The organism is Micromonospora sp. NPDC047812 (genome assembly GCF_040704175.1).
In the GTDB taxonomy this organism is placed as follows: Bacteria; Actinomycetota; Actinomycetes; order Mycobacteriales; family Micromonosporaceae; genus Micromonospora.
Genome location: NZ_JBEYRY010000005.1, coordinates 529,224 through 546,001, shown reverse-complemented (window position 1 = coordinate 546,001; position 16,778 = coordinate 529,224). Strand labels below are relative to the sequence as shown.

Sequence of the window (16,778 nt, the reverse complement as noted above, 5' to 3'; positions counted from 1 at the left end):
CCACCCCGCATAAACCCCCGGCGGCCCCGCCTCCTCCCCCCCCCCGCCGGCGCCCCCCCCCCCCGGGGGGCGACGGCACCGGCGCGTCACAGCCGCGCGACGACGAGTTCGTGGATCGCGGCGAGCAGCTCCTGGTCGCGCTCCGCGTGCGCGGTCACCGTGACGGCGGCCCGCCGTGCGGGGCTGACCACCACGTACCGGCCGTAGCGACCGTCCAGCCGGTACGTGTCGGCCCGGTCGATCCACACGCCCAGCCCGTCTCCGTGGGTGTACGGCTCGCCGCAAGTGACGGCGCTCGTGTCGACCCGCTCCCCCGCCATCCGCCGCACGTACCGCGCGGGCAGCACCTGCCGGCCGTTCCACCGGCCCTCCCGCACGAGCAGCTGGGCGAAACGCGCGAGCTCCCCGGTACGGAGGAAGAGGCCGCTCTCCGCGAGGGGATGACCCAGCGGACACGTGAGCCAGGGCGGGTCGTGCAGGTCCAGCGGCGCGAACAGGCGCGGCAGCAGGAACGGACGACGGAGTAGACCGGCGCCCACGGGCGGACGACACGCGAGACGGCGGCCCGCCGGCGCGTCGCCGTTTCCGCCGCCCGGCTCGGGGTACGGGCCAGGACGCCTGCTCAACACCGTATTCGTGGAGGAACTCGCCAGATGGATGCCAGCAAGCCCGCCAAGGCGGTCAAGGACGTGGTGGAGGCCGCAGCCGGGAAGGTGGCCGACGCGCTGACCCCGGACGTGCCCGGCGCGCCGGGCAGCGCCCCGCCGACCGTCGAGGAGCCGACGACGCCACACGATCCGCTGCCGCCCAAGAAGGAACAGGGCGCCCCGGAGACCCGTACGCCGACCGGCGCGGCGACCGGCGCGCCGACGACGGCGAACGGTCAGCAGGGCGCCTTCCTCACGACGTCGCAGGGAGCGCGGCTGCGCGACACGGACCACTCGCTGAAGGCCGGGCCGCGCGGTCCGGTCCTGCTCCAGGACCACCACCTGCGCGAGAAGATCACCCACTTCGACCACGAGCGCATTCCCGAGCGCGTCGTGCACGCGCGGGGGGCCGGCGCGCACGGCGTCTTCGAGGCCTACGGCACAGCCGAGGGCGTGACGAAGGCCGGCTTCCTGGCGAAGGGCAGGACGACCAACGTCTTCGTGCGGTTCTCCACCGTCCTCGGTTCGCGCGGCTCGGCCGACACGGTCCGCGACACCCGCGGCTTCGCGACGAAGTTCTACACCGACGAGGGCACCTTCGACCTGGTCACCAACAACATGCCGGTCTTCTTCATCCAGGACGCCATCAAGTTCCCCGACATCATCCACGCCGGCAAGCCGCACCCCGACCGGGAGATCCCGCAGGCGCAGAGCGCGCACGACACCTTCTGGGACTTCGTCTCCCTGCACACCGAGGCGCAGCACCACACCATGTGGAACATGTCCGACCGGGGCATCCCGCGCTCGTACCGGATGATGGAGGGCTTCGGCGTCCACACGTTCCGGCTCGTCAACGCCGCCGGTGAGACGGCGCTGGCCAAGTTCCACTGGAAGCCCAAGCTTGGCGTGCACTCCCTGACCTGGGAGGAGGCGCAGTTGCTCGGCGGCGTGGACCCGGACTTCCACCGCCGGGACCTCTACGACGCCATCGAGGCCGGCGCCTTCCCCGAGTGGGAGCTGGGCCTACAGGTGTTCCCCGACACTGCCGAGGAGACCTTCGCCGGGATCGACCTGCTCGACCCGACCAAGATCGTGCCGGAGGAGCTGGCGCCGGTGCAGCCGGTCGGGAGGCTGACGCTCCACCGGACGCCGACGAACTTCTTCGCCGAGACCGAGCAGGTCGCCTTCCACGTCGGCCACCTGCCGCCGGGCATCGACGTCACGAACGACCCGCTGTTGCAGGGCCGGCTCTTCTCGTACGTCGACACGCAGCTCACCCGGCTGGGCGGGCCGAACTTCTCGCAGATCCCAATCAACCGCCCGCACGCCCCGGTCAACGACATGCTGCGCGACGGCTTCCACCAGCAGGCCGTCCACGCCGGGGTCGCACCGTACCGGCCGAACTCGCTCGACGGCGGCAACCCCTTCCCGGCCGGGGAGGAGGACGGCGCGTTCGTCGACGTGCCGGTGACGGTGACGGAGGCGCCCAAGGTACGCGCCAACCCGGTCTCGTTCGACGACCACTACAGCCAGGTCCGCCTGTTCTGGCTGAGCATGTCGCCGGTCGAGAAGGAGCACATCATCCGCGCCTACACCTTCGAGCTGGGCAAGTGCTACCACCAGGCGATCCGGGAGCGGCAGCTCCAGTGCCTCGCCAACATCGACCCGGTGCTGTGCGCGGAGGTCGCCACCGGGCTGGGTCTTCCCGCGCCGGAGCCGACCGTGCCGCTCGTCGACCCCGCGCCCAGCCCCGCGCTGTCGCAGGTGGGCAGGCAGTGGCCGGCCGACGGCCGCACCGTGGGCATCGTCGTCGACCCCGCCGCCGGGCTCGACGGCGTCAACGAGGTACGCCGGGCGGTCATCGCCGCCGGCATGGTGCCGCTCCTCGTCGCCCCGCACGGCGGCCTGGTGGGCGGCCTGCCCGTGCAGCGGACCTTCGCCACCGGTCGCTCGGTCGAGTTCGACGTGCTCCTGCTGGCCGGGGCGCCGGCGCCCGCGCCGGACGCGTCGCCGGCGCGCGACGCCAAGGCCGGCGCGGCGGACTCCGCCGCCGTGGATCCGCGGGTGCTGCTGCTGGTCGACGAGTGCTGGCGGCACGCCAAGGCGATCGGCGCGTGGGGCGCCGGCGTCGACGTGCTGCGGCAGGCGGGGGTCGCCGGCACGCCCGGCGTCGTCACGGGCGGCTCCGGCGCCGAGGTCCTCACCGCCGTGCAGCAGCTGATGGCCGCCCACCGGGTGTGGGAGAGGTTCCCCGCCTCGGTCGCCTGACACGCTCGTCCGTCGACGAGGGGCCGTCCCCCCGCAGCACCGGGAGGACGGCCCTCGTGGCGTCCGGCCCGCGCCGCGTCGCCGCCCGTCCGGCGGGTGCGGCGGGGCTGTCGCGGTCAGTCCCACCTGTCCTGGTTGAGGAAGCGGGCGAAGCCGCGCCACGAGTTGGGCCCCATGACCCCGTCGATCGGGCCGGTGTAGCCGTGGCCGGAGGCGAGGCGCTGCACGGCCCGCCAGGTGTTCGGGCCGGGCTGGCCGTCGATCGGTCCGGTGTAGCCGTAGGCCCGCATGGCCCGCTGGAGGGCGGCGTAGGTGCCCGGCCCGGGCACGCCGTCGATGGGGCCGGTGTATCCGGCGGTGAGCCGCAGCCAGTTCTGCATGCGCTGGTAGAAGATGGTGCCGGGGATGCCGTCCTGCTCGGTGGAGGTCTTGGGCAGTCGCCCGGGTGCGGGGTTCTGCCCGATGTAGGCCAGCGGGTTGATGCGTACGCCGGCCGGATTGATCATGTGCCAGTGCACGTGCGGCCCGGTCGACGAGCCCGAGCCCGGCGCGCCGGCCGCGCCGCCGGAGAGACCGACGACGGTGCCGCTGGACACGGCCGCGCCGTTGCCGAGCAGGAACTGCGACAGGTGCATGTACTGGCTGCGGTACCCGTCCGCGTGCTGGATGGTGACCGTGTGCCCACCCGTGCCGTTGTACGGGATGTTCTGGATCGTGCCCGCGCCGCAGGCGGGCAGGCGGGTGCCGACCGGCATGCCGAAGTCGACGCCGCCGAGCGAACCACGGTTCAGGTGGTCCTGCCAGGTGCCGGTGACGGGGTAGCCGGAGAAGGGGTTGTAGATGGCGGGCGCGGCGTACGCGCGGCCGGGAACGGCCAGCCCGGCCAGGGCGCCCGCGCCGAGGGCGGCGCCGAGCAGCACCGCGCGGCGGTCGACACCGGCGACCGCCGGGCCGTCGCCGCAGCATCCGGGTTGGTCGAGACGGTCCATCGCGTGCTCCCTGCTGATCGGTACGCCGGTCGGGCCAGTGACGATACATAGCCACGAATGAATCTGTCGACCGGCCGCTCCGCCACGGCGTCGGGTCACGGGCGACGTCTTGTCCGGCGCCGCGACCGCACCACCGGGTCGCTCAGCCGCCCGGGCAGCGGTTGTCACCGCCGCTGTGCTCCTGGCAGGTGGTCGGCGCCGGGACGGGCGCGGCCGGCGGCCTGAGGGTGCGCGCGGCATCCACGACCGCCGGCGTCAGCGCCGCCGCGACCACGACGGCCAGGAACAGGTAGACCAGCCCGGTGCGGCGGTACCGGCAGCCGAACGCCACCGACGCGATGACGGCCGGCCCGCCCGCTGCCGTCGCCGCGAGGAACAGCAGCGCCCGGGCGGAGCGCCGCCCGATCTCCGCCGCCCGCCCGCCACCGTTCGAGTGGTGGTCGGCCCACCCTTCCATGCCGATGGTGAACAACCACCACAGCAACGCCAGGCACGCCCCCACCCAGACCACCGTCAGGAGCACGACGGCGTACCGGGACCGGGCGGCGGGTGTCGACGAGGTCATGCCGTACAGCCTGGCGGAGCCGGGGCCGCGGGACGTGAGCCCGCGTACTCACCGCGCGGGCGGATCCTTCGCACCCGGGCGCACGCGCGGGGCCGGGGCCGGCGGGAGCCACGCGCCGGACGGCGGTCGTTGCGGCGGGAAGGGTCGCCGCCGGCGGGGACGGCGGCCCGCCGGTGCGGTCGCGACGGCGACCGCACCGGCGGGCCTGGCCTCGTCACCGGCGGGCCGGGTCGGGAGGTCCGCTCACCACCCGCGGCACTGGCCGGACGTCGGGCCGCTGACCGTGTTGGCCACCCCGCCGTCCACCGGTGGCGGCTGGTTGCCGACGCACCGCAGCGGCCCGTCGATCCGGTTGCCGGACACCACGACCGGCGTGTCGCCGGTGCGGCTGTCGACCACGCTGACCGGCCCGGTCACCCGCGTCCCGCTGATCAGCACCGAACCGGTGACGCCGGTGACCGACAGCGGGCCGTCGACCGTGCTGCCCGTCAACTCCACCACCGTGGCCCCGGTGGCGGTCACCGGGCCGCTGACGCTGGCGTCGAGCGCGATCAGGCCCGCGCCCTTCGCGACGGTCACCGGCCCGAACACCGTGGCACCCGGCGCGAGGCAGGTCACCCCACCGTCGACCGGCAGCGGACCCCGACGCTCACCGCTGACGACCTGGGCGCAGGTCTGGTCGGTGACCTCGAGCGTCACCGGCAACGTCGTCAGCGGGTTGGACGGGTCGTCGCTGGTGACGCAGAGCTGGGCCCGGTAGGTACCGGCGGCCAGCCCGGTGCTGTCCATCGAGAGCGTCACCTCGGTGGACCGGCCGGCACCGGTGCCGCCCGACGTGCGGGACGCCGTCAGCCACGGCACCTCGTCGGGCGTCACGCACGGCTGCAGGTCGGGCAGCCGGACGTGGGTGATGAACCGGGCGGCACCCTTGTCGTTCTCGACCTCGACCAGGCGGCCGGAGCGGTCGATCTCGTGGACCCCCTTGGAGCTGGTGGTCAGGATGTTGCCGTTGCCGAGCGGGTGCACGCCCTGGTATCCGCTTCCGCCGGGCGGCGTGTAGACGCCGACCAGCTTGCCGTCGCGGTCCATCTCCCAGACTCCCGGGGTGGAGCCGCTGCCCCAGCTCGCCGCGAGCACGTTGCCGTTCGGCAGTTCCACGAGCTGGCCGGGCCAGCTCAGCCCCTGGAAGAAGCGGGCGTTCGCGGCGGAGCCGTCCTTCTTGAAGCTGTGGATGGCGTCACTGTCGCTGGCCGAGACGAGCACGTCGTCGCCGCGGAACAGGATGCCCCACGGTCCCTTCAGCCCGTCGGCCCCCGGCGCGATGAACGTACCGAGGAACTTCCCGTCGGCGTCGAACTCGACCACCGAGTTGGCGTTCGCCTGGGAGGCGACCGTCACCAGCACGGTGCCGCGCGGCGAGAGCGCGACGCCCCGGGTGTTGCCCATGACCGTCGGGTCTCCCGCACCGCCGGCGGGGGCGAAGACGCGCCGGAAGCTGCCGTCCAGGCCGTGCTCGGTGACCACCGAGTTGACCTGGTCGGACATGAGGAAGCCGCTGCCGTCCGGCTTGGCGACGACCTGGAACGGCGTGTAGAGGTTGCTGGTCGGGTCGAACTTGAAGTGCGGGATGAACTGCGGGTCGATCTGCTTGCCGGTCTGCGGATCGAACGCCATCACCCCACGGGTCGCGCTGCCCGAGTTGGGGATCAGCAGGACACCGTCACGCAGGAGCTGGATCCGCTCGTCGCTCGGGCCGGCGTCCGGGTCGTCCAGCCGCCAGTCCAGCACGCCGTGCCCGGCGTTGCGTACCGCGAACTTCTGGCTGGTGACCAGGCCGGCCGGCTGCCGCGCGGAGAGCGACTTGGGCGCCACCTCGATCTTCGGCACCGGCACCACCGTCAGTTCCAGCGCGATCGTCGTCGCCGGCTGGTCCTGGTCGTTGCTGGCCAGGCACAGGTTCGCCTTGAACACGCCACCGTCGTCCAGGCCGGTCGAGTCGAGCGTGATCCGGATGTCCTGGCTCTTGAACGCGGCCAGGGTGCCCTGCGCCGGGGTCAGCCTGACCCAGCTCGGCCAGGCGCAGTCGTCGCCGTCGCCGGTCGCCCGCCAGGTGAGCTCGGCGCCGCCGGCGTTGCCCACCGTGACGGTGTGGCTCTCGCTCCGCGCGACGTCCATGCTGGAGCTGAGCGCGGTCTTGTCCACGGTCAGGTCCGGGGCCGCGGGGAGCACGGCGACCGGGAAGTGCGCCTGGGCGATCGGCTGCCCGTCCGGCGCGTGCCGGGCGTCGGTGGTCAGGTCGATCGCACCGAAGAGCCAGTTCTTGCGGGGGGTCCCGGTGACGTCCAGGGTGATGGTCAGCTGCTGGCTGGCGCCGGGCGCCAGGGTGAACTGGGTCGGGGCGACCGTGATCCGCGCCCCGGCCGGGGACTGCGCCGCCACCTGGTAGGTCGCGGCCACCCTGGCCACGCTGGACACCGTCCGGGTGAAGGTGCAGACCTTGAGGCAGTGGTGCTCGACCACGGCCGGCAGGTTCAGCGTCTGCGGGTCGCCACCGGCGTCGGGGTTGGCCGCGGCGAAGTTCGCGGCGGTCTCGTCGAGCACGATGCCGGTCCGGGCGGCCTGGGCCAGGTTGATCCGGCCGGAGCCCATGTCGAACGCGTCGGCCGGCGTGCGGCCGTCCTCCTTGACCACCCCGTCGCGGTCCGCGGTGACCGCCAGCGCGGACCGGATCCGCGTCGGCGACCAGTCGGGGTGCAGCGCCGCCAGCAGCGCGCCGGCGCCGGCGACGTGCGGCGACGACATGGACGTGCCCTGCATGAAGGCGTACGTGGCCGGGTTGTCCTTCGCCGCCATGGTGGCGGCGAGGATGTTGCGGCCCGGGGCCGCCACGGTGGGCGCGAGCATGTCGAACTTGCTGGGTCCGCGCGAGCTGAAGTCGGCCACGACGTCGGTCCAGTCGCCGTCGCGCAGCACCTCGCTGCCGGGGTCGACGCGCACGGTGACGGGGCCGTCGGTGGCCGCCGCGTGGTCGCGCAGCCGCTGCCCGTCGGCGAGGGAGACCATCACGGCGGGGATGGTGGTCCCGGCGAGCGCGCCCATCGTGATCGGCGGGCCGCTGTACTGGTTGTGCACGACCACGCCGGTCGCGCCGGCGGCGGTGGCGTTCTTGACCTTCACGGAGAAGTCGCAGCCGCCCCGGGGCAGCAGGGCGACCTTGCCGCTGAACGCCGCTGCCGGGAACGGAACGCAGGCCTGCACGTTGGTCGCGTCGACGGTGCCGGAGTACCGGATCTCACCCTCGATGGGCGGGTTCGGCGAGTTCTCCCCGATCACGGCGGCGATGCCGGTGAGCGCCGCCGGGACGGGCGTCGGGCCCGTCACGTCGAGCCGGTGGGCGATGACCCGCTCGTGGCTGACCGCGGCCACGGACATGTTCCACGGCGCGGTCTTCGCGACGGTGCTGGCGCCCGGGCCGCTGTTGCCGGCGGAGGCGGCGACGAAGATGCCGGCCGAGTACGCCTCCAGGAACGCCTGGTCGACGAGGTCCTTCCACGGGTCGTCGCGCCCGGAGATCGAGTAGTTGAGGACGTCCACACCGTCGGCGATCGCCTGGTCCACGGCGGCGATCGTCGCCGAGGAGAGGCAGCCGAGGGCCATGCAGACCTTGTACGAGATGACGTTGGCCCGCGGCGCGACCCCGGAAACGGTGATCTTGTGCGTGCTGGTGCCGACGGTCATGGTCGCCTCGTGCCGGTTGCCGGCGGCGGTCGAGGCGGTGTGGCTGCCGTGGCCGTTGTCGTCCCGGGCGTCGGTGCCGACCATCGACCAGGCGCCGATCAGCTTGTCGTTGCAGATCGGCTTGTGCTGGGGATGGGTCGGGGCGCAGACGCCGGTGTACCTGCCCGCGCCGTACGGGTTGGTGTGCCGGTAGCCGTCGCCGTCCACGGCCGCGAACGACGGGTGCTCGGGGTTGATGCCCGAGTCGAGGATCCCCACGATGGCACCCTCGCCACGGGTGCCGACGTTCTCCGCCGTCCTGCCCTCCCACACCGCGGGCGACTGGATCAGCGCGTTGCTGGTGTCTGTCGTCAGCTCCAGGACCTCGTCGGGTACGACCGCGCTGACCCCCGGCAGGCCGGACAGGTGCGCCGCCTCGTCCGCGCTGACCTCGACCGCCAGGCCGTTCACCACGTTGCGGTAGGTGTGGGCGACCCGCACGGAGCGGCCCAGGACCGCCTCCATCTCGTCCACCAGCGTGTCCTGCTGCCGCGCCAGCTCCTGCGCGTGGGAGGTGCTCGCCGCGGACCGGGTGTCGATCCCGCCGGTGCGTGCCGACCTCGCCCGCGAGGCGGCCACCACCGACGGCTTGTCCATCTTCACCAGCCAGAGCCCGCTCTTGGGCTGCGCCCTGCTCGCCGCCGGGCGCGCTGACGCCCCGGCTGTCGTGTCGCCCGCCGGCAGCGGTGCCGCCACGGCCGGGACGGGGGCCACGGCGAGCAGCACGGTGCTCGCCGCCACCGCCGCGACCAGCCGGGCCGGTGTCCGCCAGCGGGAGGGGAACGTTCTTCGGGAGGGGGAGTGTGCCACGGTGAGCTCCTAAGTCACTGAGCGGCGCGATCGGTGCTGTCTCGCTGCCTCGCCAGAGCCGGGGAGTGCTCGGTGCGGCTGGGTGCGATCGTGTGAAACCTAGGTGATCACGCAGGCCGAGGCAATGGCGTCCGTCCATCCGCGCACCTCACCGGGGCGCGCGGGGGAACACCGCCCGCCGGGCCTGCGGGACGGGTCCTCACCGTCGGGTCAGTTCGGACAGCCAGCCCTCCAGGGCCGCCGGGGAGCGGAACAGAAGCACCGGCGGCCCGGTCGGATCGGCCTGCCAGGCGCGCATCCGCCGCCGGGCCCGGCCGAACGCGGTGACGTGCCACACCAGGATCGAGTCCCGGGACAGCACGCTGCGCAGCGACTCGCGGTTGCCGTTGCAGATCTCCTCGCCGCTGACCAGCCGGTGGGCGGTGCGCCGCAGCAGCCGCCAGAAGGAGAGCCAGCGCGGGTAGTCCAGGCCGACGACCAGGTCGGCGCGCGCCAGCACCACGTCGCGCCAGCCGTGGTAGGCCCCGTCGAGGATCCAGCGGTCGCGTCGGCAGACCGCCTCGATCCGGCTGCGCTGCTCCGCGACCGGCACCTCCACCCAGCCCGGCTGCCACAGCAGGTCGTCGACCGGGTGCCACGGCGAGCCGAGGCGCTCGGCCAACCGCGCTGCCAGGGTGGACTTGCCGGCGCCGTACACCCCGTAGACGAGGATGCGGGCCGGTGCGGTCATCGCGGCAGCGTACGTCGCCGACGCCGGTCGGGTCCCGGCCCGGTCGCGTCTCGATCCGGGCGGGTGCGGCGGGCGGTGGCGTCACCGGCCGCGGCGACGGGGGCGGTCCGGGTCGCCGGCACGGCGGGCCGCGACCGGGGCCGCGCCACCGGGTCATACACTCATCCCCTGCTCACGCGCCCGGACGCCGCTCACGTCGGGGCCGGCGACGCACCGGAGCCGGGCGGACGGCAGCCGGTCCCGGCACACGGCGTGACGCCCGGGTCGGTGGGAGTGGATCGCCGGTGCGCGCACCGGCACCGGATTGCCGGACGGGGCGGACCGGCACTGGAAGGGACTGCTGGTGAGGCGACGAGGCAACGGGACCCGGCGGCTGCGGGTCGCGGCGGGGACGGTCGTCGTCCTCGCCGTCGTGACGGCCCCCGGTGGTGCCGTGGCCGACCCGACATCCTCGGCGGCCCCCGGGACGCCGGTGTGCGAGGTGCGCGGCGGCCGGCTGAGCGAGATCTCCGGCATGGTCGCCACGGACGACGGCTTCGTCATGGTCAACGACGGCGCGGACGACGAGGCCCGCCGCCGCATCTTCTTCCTGGACGATCGGTGCTCCGTCGTGCGGACCGTGTCCTATCCGTCCCGGCCGCGCGACACCGAGGATCTCGCCGTCGGCGCGGACGGCACGGTCTGGGTGGCGGACATCGGGGACAACGACAGGTCGCGGCAGACGATCGCGGTGTGGAAGCTGCCGCCGGGAGCCGACCGGCCGGTGTTGTACCGCATGGCCTATCCGGACGGTCCGCACGACGCCGAGGCCCTGCTCGTGACCGGCGACGACCGGCCGGTGGTCGTGACCAAGTACTCGGCCAACCTGTACGCGCCGAGCGGCGCCCTACGTGCGGGTACGACGGCGCCGCTGGTGAAGGTGGGGCAGGTCCGGCTGCCGGCCTCCGCGACGAGCAACCCGTTCGGGGCGCTCGGACGCACGGCGGTCACCGGCGCCGCCACCGCGCCGGACGGGCGCCGGATCGTCCTGCGCACCTACGCGGACGCGTACGAGTTCGACGTGACCGACGGCGACGTGGTCACCGCGTTGACCGGCGGGACGCCACGGATCATCGCGCTGCCCGACGAGCCGCAGGGCGAGTCGGTCACCTACAGCCGCGACGGGCGGTCCCTGCTCACCGTGTCCGAGACCGCCGACCAGCCGCCGGGGACGATGCCCGCGGTCCGGCGCTACCCGCTGCCGGCGGTCGCCGGGTCCCCCGCCCCGTCCGGCACGCCCGGGCCGACGACCCGCGCCGCCGGCGACGCGACCGGCCGCCCCGGTGCCGTGGGCAGCTACCTCGTGGCAGCCGGAGCGCTCGGGCTGGCGCTGATCGCCGTGGGGCTGCTCGCGCTGACCCGCGCGCGGCGCGCCAGGTCGCGCTGACCCGCGACCGGGTACCCGGGTCAGGCGCCGTCCCCACGGGACGGAGCCGCGGTGTGGAGGCCGGTGAACAGGGCGGCCAGCAGGTCGCTGCGCGCGTCGATGCCGGCCGTCGAGACCCACTCCTGCCGGGCGTGTGCGCCGCCACCGGGCGGGGCGAGCCCGTCGACGGTGGGGCGGCCGAGCGCACCCGTCGTGTTGGTGTCGGCGGCACCGTCCGCCGGGCGACCGGCGAGGCCGCCCTGACCGAGGTCGGCGGCGATGCCCACGATCCGGTCGAGCAGGTGCGCCCCCGCCTCGTCCGGCCGCCAGGTGGGCCGGTGCGAGAGCAGCCGGGTGTCGAGCCGGGCGCGGTCGCGCACCGGACGCAGTGACCGCAGGCCGGCGAGGACGGCGTCCTCGTCCGCCGGGTCGCTGAAGCGCAGTCCCAGTTCGACGTGGGCCTCGCCGGCCACCACGTTGGTCCGCCCCCCGCCGGCGATGGTGCCGGTGTTGAGCAGGACCGGCCGGCCCTGCACGAGTGCGCGGAGCCGCACGAGCTGGTCGACGAGCTCGTCGATGGCGTTGACTCCGGCGCCCGGGTCGAGCGCGGCGTGCGCCTCGATCCCGGTGACCCCGATGCGGACCCGGGTGCTGCCGCGCCGGCCGGTCTTGAGGTCGCCGCCGGGGTGCGGCGGTTCCAGGCCGAGCACCGCGCGGGCCCGGGCCGCCTCGGCCCGGACCAGCCCGGTGGCGGTGGGCGAGCCGATCTCCTCGTCGGCGACGACGAGGACCCTGATCTCGGGGTGCGGGGCGCTCTGCCGCTCGACGCGTGCCGCCGCCGCGAGCAGTGCGACGATCCCGGCCTTGGTGTCGTACACGCCCGGGCCGCGGACGACGTCCCCCTCGACGGACCACGGCATGCCGGACAGCGTGCCGACCGGCCAGACGGTGTCGTAGTGGGTCAGCAGTAGCACCGGGTCGCCCGGGACCCCTCGCGCGGGGAGGGTCCAGACCAGATGGTCGCCGCTCGGGTGCGGCACCCGGGCGGTGTCGAAGCCGGCGCGGGCGGCGTCGGCGTCGAGCACGTCGGCCAGCGCGGCCAGCGCCCGCCGGTCACCGGTCGGCGACTCGTGCAGCGTGTAGCGGTGCAGCGCGTCGAGCGCGGCGCGGGAACCTGACGGCGATGACGACACATACGGACCGTATGACTCGCCGCGAGGCCTTGTCAACAGGCTCGGACACCGGCAGCATGGGGGAACATACGATCGCTATCTTTCACATGGGAGTGGCTGATGACCGCTGACCCGCAGGGAATCGTGGCGCGTGACCTCACCGGGCTCGCCGAATGGACGGCGGCATCGGCGCTCTACCGGGCCGTCTTCGGTTACCAGGGCCCCGAGCACGCCGTCAGCCCCCGCCTCCTGGCCGCGCTGCGCGAGAACGCCGGGACCGTGGTCGGCGCGTTCGACGGGGAGGGCTCCCTCGTCGGCTTCTGCTACGGCTTCACCGGCGTCGAGCACGGCGAGCTGTACCACTACTCGCAGGCGGCCGTCGTCGACGCGCGGGCGCAGGGGCGCGGCGTCGGCCGCCTGCTCAAGCACGCCCAGGCCGAGGCGGCACGACGCGCGGGCGCGCACACGATGCGGTGGACCTTCGACCCGTACGCGCTGCGCAACGTCCACTTCAACCTGCACGTGCTGGGCGCCGTCGGGATCCGCTTCCTGCCCGACTTCTACGACGACGGCGGCAGCGACCGGGTCCTGGTCCGGTGGGACCTCGACCGTCCCGGGGGCGGCAACCGGGCACCCGGGCACGGGCACGCGACCGTGGACTCGCCCGCCGACGACCGTACCGCCGCGCGCAGGCCCGACGACCGGGCGCGACTGCGCCAGGAGTTGGCCGACCGGTTCGCCGCGGGCGGGCGGCTCGTCGGCGTCGCGCGGCGGGCGGACCGCCCCGGCCGCGTCAGCTACCTGTTCGCACAGGACTGAGGCATGACCACGAGAAGATCGACGCCCTCGGAGCGCTTCGACCGCAACGTGCAGCGCAGGTCCGCGCAGGTGCTCAAGCAGCGGGTCCTGGAGCAGCAACGCACCGAGTTCGCCACGGCGCTGGCGTGGGCCGCCGAGCAGGACGCCATCGAGCGGGCCGCGGCGCTCATCGTGTCGGCCCGGCGACGGTACCTGCTCGGCCACGGCAAGTCGCTCGGCTTCGCGTCCCTGCTCGCCTCCGACCTCAGCGCCGGGCTCTCCGGCGTCCACCTCGTCGACGGCGCGGCACTGCGGCCCCTCGACGTGCTCAGCGACATCCGCCAGGGCGACCTGCTCGTGGCCGTCTGCATGGCACGCTACCGGCGCGAGACCATCGACGTCGCCTCCGCCTACGTCCGACACGGCGGTCAACTGGTCCTCGTCACCGACGCCGAGGACGCGCCGCTGGCCGGGAGCGCCGCCGTCCGCATCGTCATCGGCACCGACAGCGCCTCCTACGCCAACTCCCCCACCCCGGTGGTGCTCGCGCTGCACCTGCTCGCCACCCTGACCATCGCCAGCTCGAAGGGGGCCGGCCGCCGCCTGCGCGAGCGCGACGCCCTCGCCGCCGAACTCGATCTCTACCACGAGGAGGAGCCGTGACCGACCGCAGGCGAGGCGGAGGGACCGCCGACGGGCCGGCCCGGGACGACCGGCACGGTCACGCCGGGCGCGGCGGGGTGACGGCGTGAGGCGGATCGAGGCGGTGGAGCTGCGCCGGGTCCGGCTGCCGCTCGTGCACCGGTTCCAGACCAGCTCCCACGCCAAGCGCGAGCTGGAGCACATCCTGGTCGCGCTCACCGACACCGACGGCGCCGTGGGCTGGGGCGAGATCGCGTCGCCGAGCGGCCCGTTCTACTGCGCCGAGACCGTCGAGAGCTGCTGGGCGGTCGCGCGTGACCACCTCGCGCCGATGGTCCTGCGTACCGGCTGGGAGCACCCGGCGGACCTGGCCACGACGCTCGGCCGGGTCCGGGGCAACCACTTCGCCCGCGCCGGTTTCGACATCGCCGCCTGGGCGTTGTGGTCGGCCGCCGAAGGCACCTCCCTCGCGCACGCGCTGGGCGGCACGCGCGGCAGCGTCGAGGCGGGGGTGTCGCTGGGGATCGAACCCACCGTCGACGACCTCCTCGCGCAGGTGCGGCTGCGGGTCGACGAGGGCTACCGCAGGATCAAGCTCAAGATCGCGCCCGGCTGGGACCTCGACCCGGTGCGGGCCGTGCGCGCGGCACATCCGCGCGTGCCGCTGCACGTCGACGCCAACGGCGCCTACGAGGACACCCCGGAACACCGGGCCGTCCTGGCGGAACTCGACGGCCTGGGCCTGCTGATGATCGAGCAGCCGTTCGCGCCACGGGCGCTCGTCGCGCACGCCGCCCTCCAGGAACGCATCGACACCCCCGTCTGTCTCGACGAGTCCGTCGAGGAGTTGGACGACCTCGTCACCGCGCTGCGCCTGGGCGCCGTACGCGTGCTCAACGTCAAGGTCTCGCGGATGGGTGGGCTGACCCACGCCGTACGGGCGCACGACCTCGCGCGCGAGCACGGCGTCCCGGTGTGGTGCGGCGGCATGCACGAGTTCGGGATCGGACGGGCCGCCAACGTCGCGCTGAGCGCGCTCGCCGGCTTCACGCTCCCCTCGGACGTCTCCGGCTCCGACAAGTACTACGCCCGCGACGTCACCACCCGCCCGATCGTGAGCGCCGACGGGCTCGTCGAGGTGCCCGCCGGGTCCGGCCTCGGGTGGGACGCCGACCTGGCGTACATCGGGGAGAGGACCACCGACCGGCTCGTGCTGCGCGCGGACGGCGCGGCGTGACGGGCCCGGCGCGGCTGACGCCGGCGGGCCGGCACGCCCGGCCGGCGGTGCGCGCCTGCCCCGCGACACCGGACCCGGGTCCGCGCGTCGGGTCGGCGTTGCCGCCGGAGGCGACCGCCCGGGTAGCCTGACCGGCACCATGGACGGTCACCGATTCGCCGTGTCCCGGCTCCTGCCGCCGCCCGGGCTGCCCCGGGCGATCGCGTACCAGTCCGCCATGGTCGCCGTCGGCAGCGGCACCTTCCTCACCGGCAGCATCGTGTTCTTCACCGAGGTGCTCGGGCTCAGCGCCGTGCAGATCGGGGTCGGCTTCTCGATCGCGGGGCTCGCCGGGGTCGCCACCTCGCTGCCGCTGGGCGCGCTGGCCGACCGGATCGGCGGTCAGCGGTCCTGGGCCGTCGGCGCGCTCGGCTCGGCGCTGACCTTCGCCGCCTATCCGCTCGTGACGTCCTTCGTGGGCTTCGTGGTGCTGATGGTGGTGGCCGCCGTGACCGACTCGTTCGCCAACGCCGGGCGCACCATCTACACCGCCGACGCCATGCCCGCCGGGGACCGGGTCCGGACGATGGCGTACGCGCGCTCGTACCTCAACGCCGGGTTCACCCTCGGCACCGGGCTCGGCGCCGTCGCGCTGGCGTTCGACTCCCCCGCCGCGCTCGTCGCCATGGTGCTGCTCAACTCGGCGTTGTCGTTGCTCAACGCCGGCCTCGTGACCCGGCTCCCGGCCGCGCCCGTGGTGCGGCACGACCGGAGGACCACCACGTCGCGGTGGGCGGTGCTGAAGGACCTGCCCTACGTCACGACCGCCGTGCTGCTCGCCGTCATGATGTTCCACGCGGTGATCCTGGTCGAGATCCTGCCGCTCTGGGCGATCACCCACACCGACGCCCCCAAGCCGCTGCTCGGCGCGATGCTGGCCCTCAACACGGTGCTGGTGATCACGTTGCAGGTGCCGGCGTCGCGCGGCGCGGACTCGCTTCCCGGCGCGGCCCGCCTGATCCGCCGGGGCGCCCTCGTCACCGCGCTCGCCTGCCCGGTGGCCGCGCTCGCGGGCCGGACCGGCGGCGGATGGACGGTCGTCGCGCTCCTCAGCGTCGTGGTGCTGGTGACCACCACAGAATTGTGGTTCTCGGCGGCGCTCTGGTTCGTCCAGACCAACGTGCCGCCCGCCGCGTCGCGCGGGGTGTACCTCGGCACGGCACAGACCATCAGCTCGGCGGCGGACGTCTTCGCGCCGGTGGGCCTGACCCTCCTCGCGATCCAGACCGGCGGCTGGGGCTGGTGGGTCGTCGCGGCGATCTTCGTGGGCTGCGCGCTGGCCGCCGGCCCGGCCGTCGGCTGGGTCGCCCGGACGTCGCGGATCGACGCCGGCACCGACGCGCCGCCGCCGTCGTCCACACCGGACTCCGAGGCGGCCGTACGGCCCACCTCCGCGTGACGTCGGAAGATCGACCGATCCTTGACACGGAATCGACGTGGCTGAAATCCTTCCCGGCGAAGGGGGTCCGATGAGCGCTGACGACGACGACACCCGGACGTACGCCGTGGTCGTGAACGACGAGGAACAGTTCTCGATCTGGTGGGACGACCGTGAACTGCCCGCCGGCTGGCGGCGTGAGGGCACCACCGGGACACGCGGCGAGTGCCTGGCCCGGATCGACGAGGTGTGGACGGACATGCGGCCGCTGTCGTTGCGGCGTTGGATGGACGAGCACGCCGCCACCGGCTGACGCCGCAC

General features: G+C 74.2%; 13 protein-coding genes. 7 read left to right on the top strand and 6 right to left on the bottom strand.

The annotated features are described in order from the left end of the window. Positions 1-86: 86 nt before the first annotated feature. Positions 87-539 carry a hypothetical protein gene (locus AB0883_RS21935; RefSeq protein WP_366643005.1) on the bottom strand — a complete coding sequence of 151 codons (453 nt, stop codon included), beginning with the start codon at positions 537-539 and terminating at the stop codon, positions 87-89. Positions 540-653: 114 nt separating this feature from the next. Between AB0883_RS21935 and AB0883_RS21930 the strand changes: the two genes are divergently transcribed. Then, positions 654-2,915 carry a catalase gene (locus tag AB0883_RS21930; RefSeq protein WP_366643004.1) on the top strand — a complete coding sequence of 754 codons (2,262 nt, stop codon included), beginning with the start codon at positions 654-656 and terminating at the stop codon, positions 2,913-2,915. A gap of 116 nt (positions 2,916-3,031) precedes the next feature. Here the strand turns inward: AB0883_RS21930 and AB0883_RS21925 are convergent, their stop codons facing one another. The 4 genes from AB0883_RS21925 to AB0883_RS21910 form a co-directional block, all read right to left on the bottom strand. After that, a complete protein-coding gene (locus AB0883_RS21925) occupies positions 3,032-3,904 on the bottom strand; it encodes a peptidoglycan DD-metalloendopeptidase family protein (RefSeq protein ID WP_366643003.1) in 873 nt (290 codons plus the stop codon). A gap of 142 nt (positions 3,905-4,046) precedes the next feature. Further along, a complete protein-coding gene (locus AB0883_RS21920) occupies positions 4,047-4,469 on the bottom strand; it encodes a hypothetical protein (protein WP_366643002.1) in 423 nt (140 codons plus the stop codon). A gap of 243 nt (positions 4,470-4,712) precedes the next feature. Next, positions 4,713-9,056: a S8 family serine peptidase gene (locus AB0883_RS21915; RefSeq protein WP_366643001.1), complete on the bottom strand. Its 4,344-nt coding sequence runs from the start codon at positions 9,054-9,056 to the stop codon at positions 4,713-4,715. 199 nt (positions 9,057-9,255) lie between these two features. Further along, on the bottom strand, positions 9,256-9,786 hold the full coding sequence (locus tag AB0883_RS21910; RefSeq protein ID WP_366643000.1) for an adenylate kinase: 531 nt from the start codon (positions 9,784-9,786) through the stop codon (positions 9,256-9,258). Between the two features lie 343 nt (positions 9,787-10,129). Here AB0883_RS21910 and AB0883_RS21905 point away from each other — a divergent pair, with 343 nt between their 5' ends. Further along, positions 10,130-11,212: a hypothetical protein gene (locus AB0883_RS21905; protein WP_366642999.1), complete on the top strand. Its 1,083-nt coding sequence runs from the start codon at positions 10,130-10,132 to the stop codon at positions 11,210-11,212. Positions 11,213-11,232: 20 nt separating this feature from the next. On the opposite strand, the gene AB0883_RS21900 is transcribed toward AB0883_RS21905, so the two are convergent. Further along, entirely contained in the window at positions 11,233-12,384 is a 1,152-nt protein-coding gene (locus AB0883_RS21900) for a M20/M25/M40 family metallo-hydrolase (protein WP_366642998.1), read from the bottom strand. 99 nt (positions 12,385-12,483) lie between these two features. On the opposite strand from AB0883_RS21900, the gene AB0883_RS21895 reads away from it, so the two are divergent. From AB0883_RS21895 to AB0883_RS21875, 5 genes are all read left to right on the top strand, one after another. Then, entirely contained in the window at positions 12,484-13,182 is a 699-nt protein-coding gene (locus AB0883_RS21895; RefSeq protein ID WP_366642997.1) for a GNAT family N-acetyltransferase, read from the top strand. Positions 13,183-13,185: 3 nt separating this feature from the next. Further along, positions 13,186-13,824 (top strand): SIS domain-containing protein, encoded by a 639-nt coding sequence (locus tag AB0883_RS21890; protein WP_366642996.1) that lies wholly within the window; start codon positions 13,186-13,188, stop codon positions 13,822-13,824. Between the two features lie 85 nt (positions 13,825-13,909). Next, complete coding sequence (menC, locus tag AB0883_RS21885) at positions 13,910-15,040, top strand: o-succinylbenzoate synthase (RefSeq protein WP_366642995.1); 1,131 nt, start codon at positions 13,910-13,912, stop codon at positions 15,038-15,040. Positions 15,041-15,179: 139 nt separating this feature from the next. Next, the gene (locus AB0883_RS21880) at positions 15,180-16,478 is read left to right on the top strand and encodes an MFS transporter (RefSeq protein ID WP_366642994.1); all 1,299 of its coding nucleotides are present in this window, start codon (positions 15,180-15,182) and stop codon (positions 16,476-16,478) included. Positions 16,479-16,548: 70 nt separating this feature from the next. Beyond that, complete coding sequence (locus AB0883_RS21875; protein ID WP_334609053.1) at positions 16,549-16,770, top strand: MbtH family protein; 222 nt, start codon at positions 16,549-16,551, stop codon at positions 16,768-16,770. The last annotated feature ends 8 nt before the right edge of the window (positions 16,771-16,778 follow it).

Bases quoted from the DNA above. Each gene is read 5' to 3' on its own strand.
- AB0883_RS21930 (WP_366643004.1), top strand. From the start codon at position 654: ATGGATGCCAGCAAGCCCGCCAAGGCGGTCAAGGACGTGGTGGAGGCC.
- AB0883_RS21925 (WP_366643003.1), bottom strand. From the start codon at position 3,904: ATGGACCGTCTCGACCAACCCGGATGCTGCGGCGACGGCCCGGCGGTC.
- AB0883_RS21920 (WP_366643002.1), bottom strand. From the start codon at position 4,469: ATGACCTCGTCGACACCCGCCGCCCGGTCCCGGTACGCCGTCGTGCTC.
- AB0883_RS21910 (WP_366643000.1), bottom strand. From the start codon at position 9,786: ATGACCGCACCGGCCCGCATCCTCGTCTACGGGGTGTACGGCGCCGGC.
- AB0883_RS21895 (WP_366642997.1), top strand. From the start codon at position 12,484: ATGACCGCTGACCCGCAGGGAATCGTGGCGCGTGACCTCACCGGGCTC.
- AB0883_RS21890 (WP_366642996.1), top strand. From the start codon at position 13,186: ATGACCACGAGAAGATCGACGCCCTCGGAGCGCTTCGACCGCAACGTG.
- AB0883_RS21880 (WP_366642994.1), top strand. From the start codon at position 15,180: ATGGACGGTCACCGATTCGCCGTGTCCCGGCTCCTGCCGCCGCCCGGG.
- AB0883_RS21875 (WP_334609053.1), top strand. From the start codon at position 16,549: ATGAGCGCTGACGACGACGACACCCGGACGTACGCCGTGGTCGTGAAC.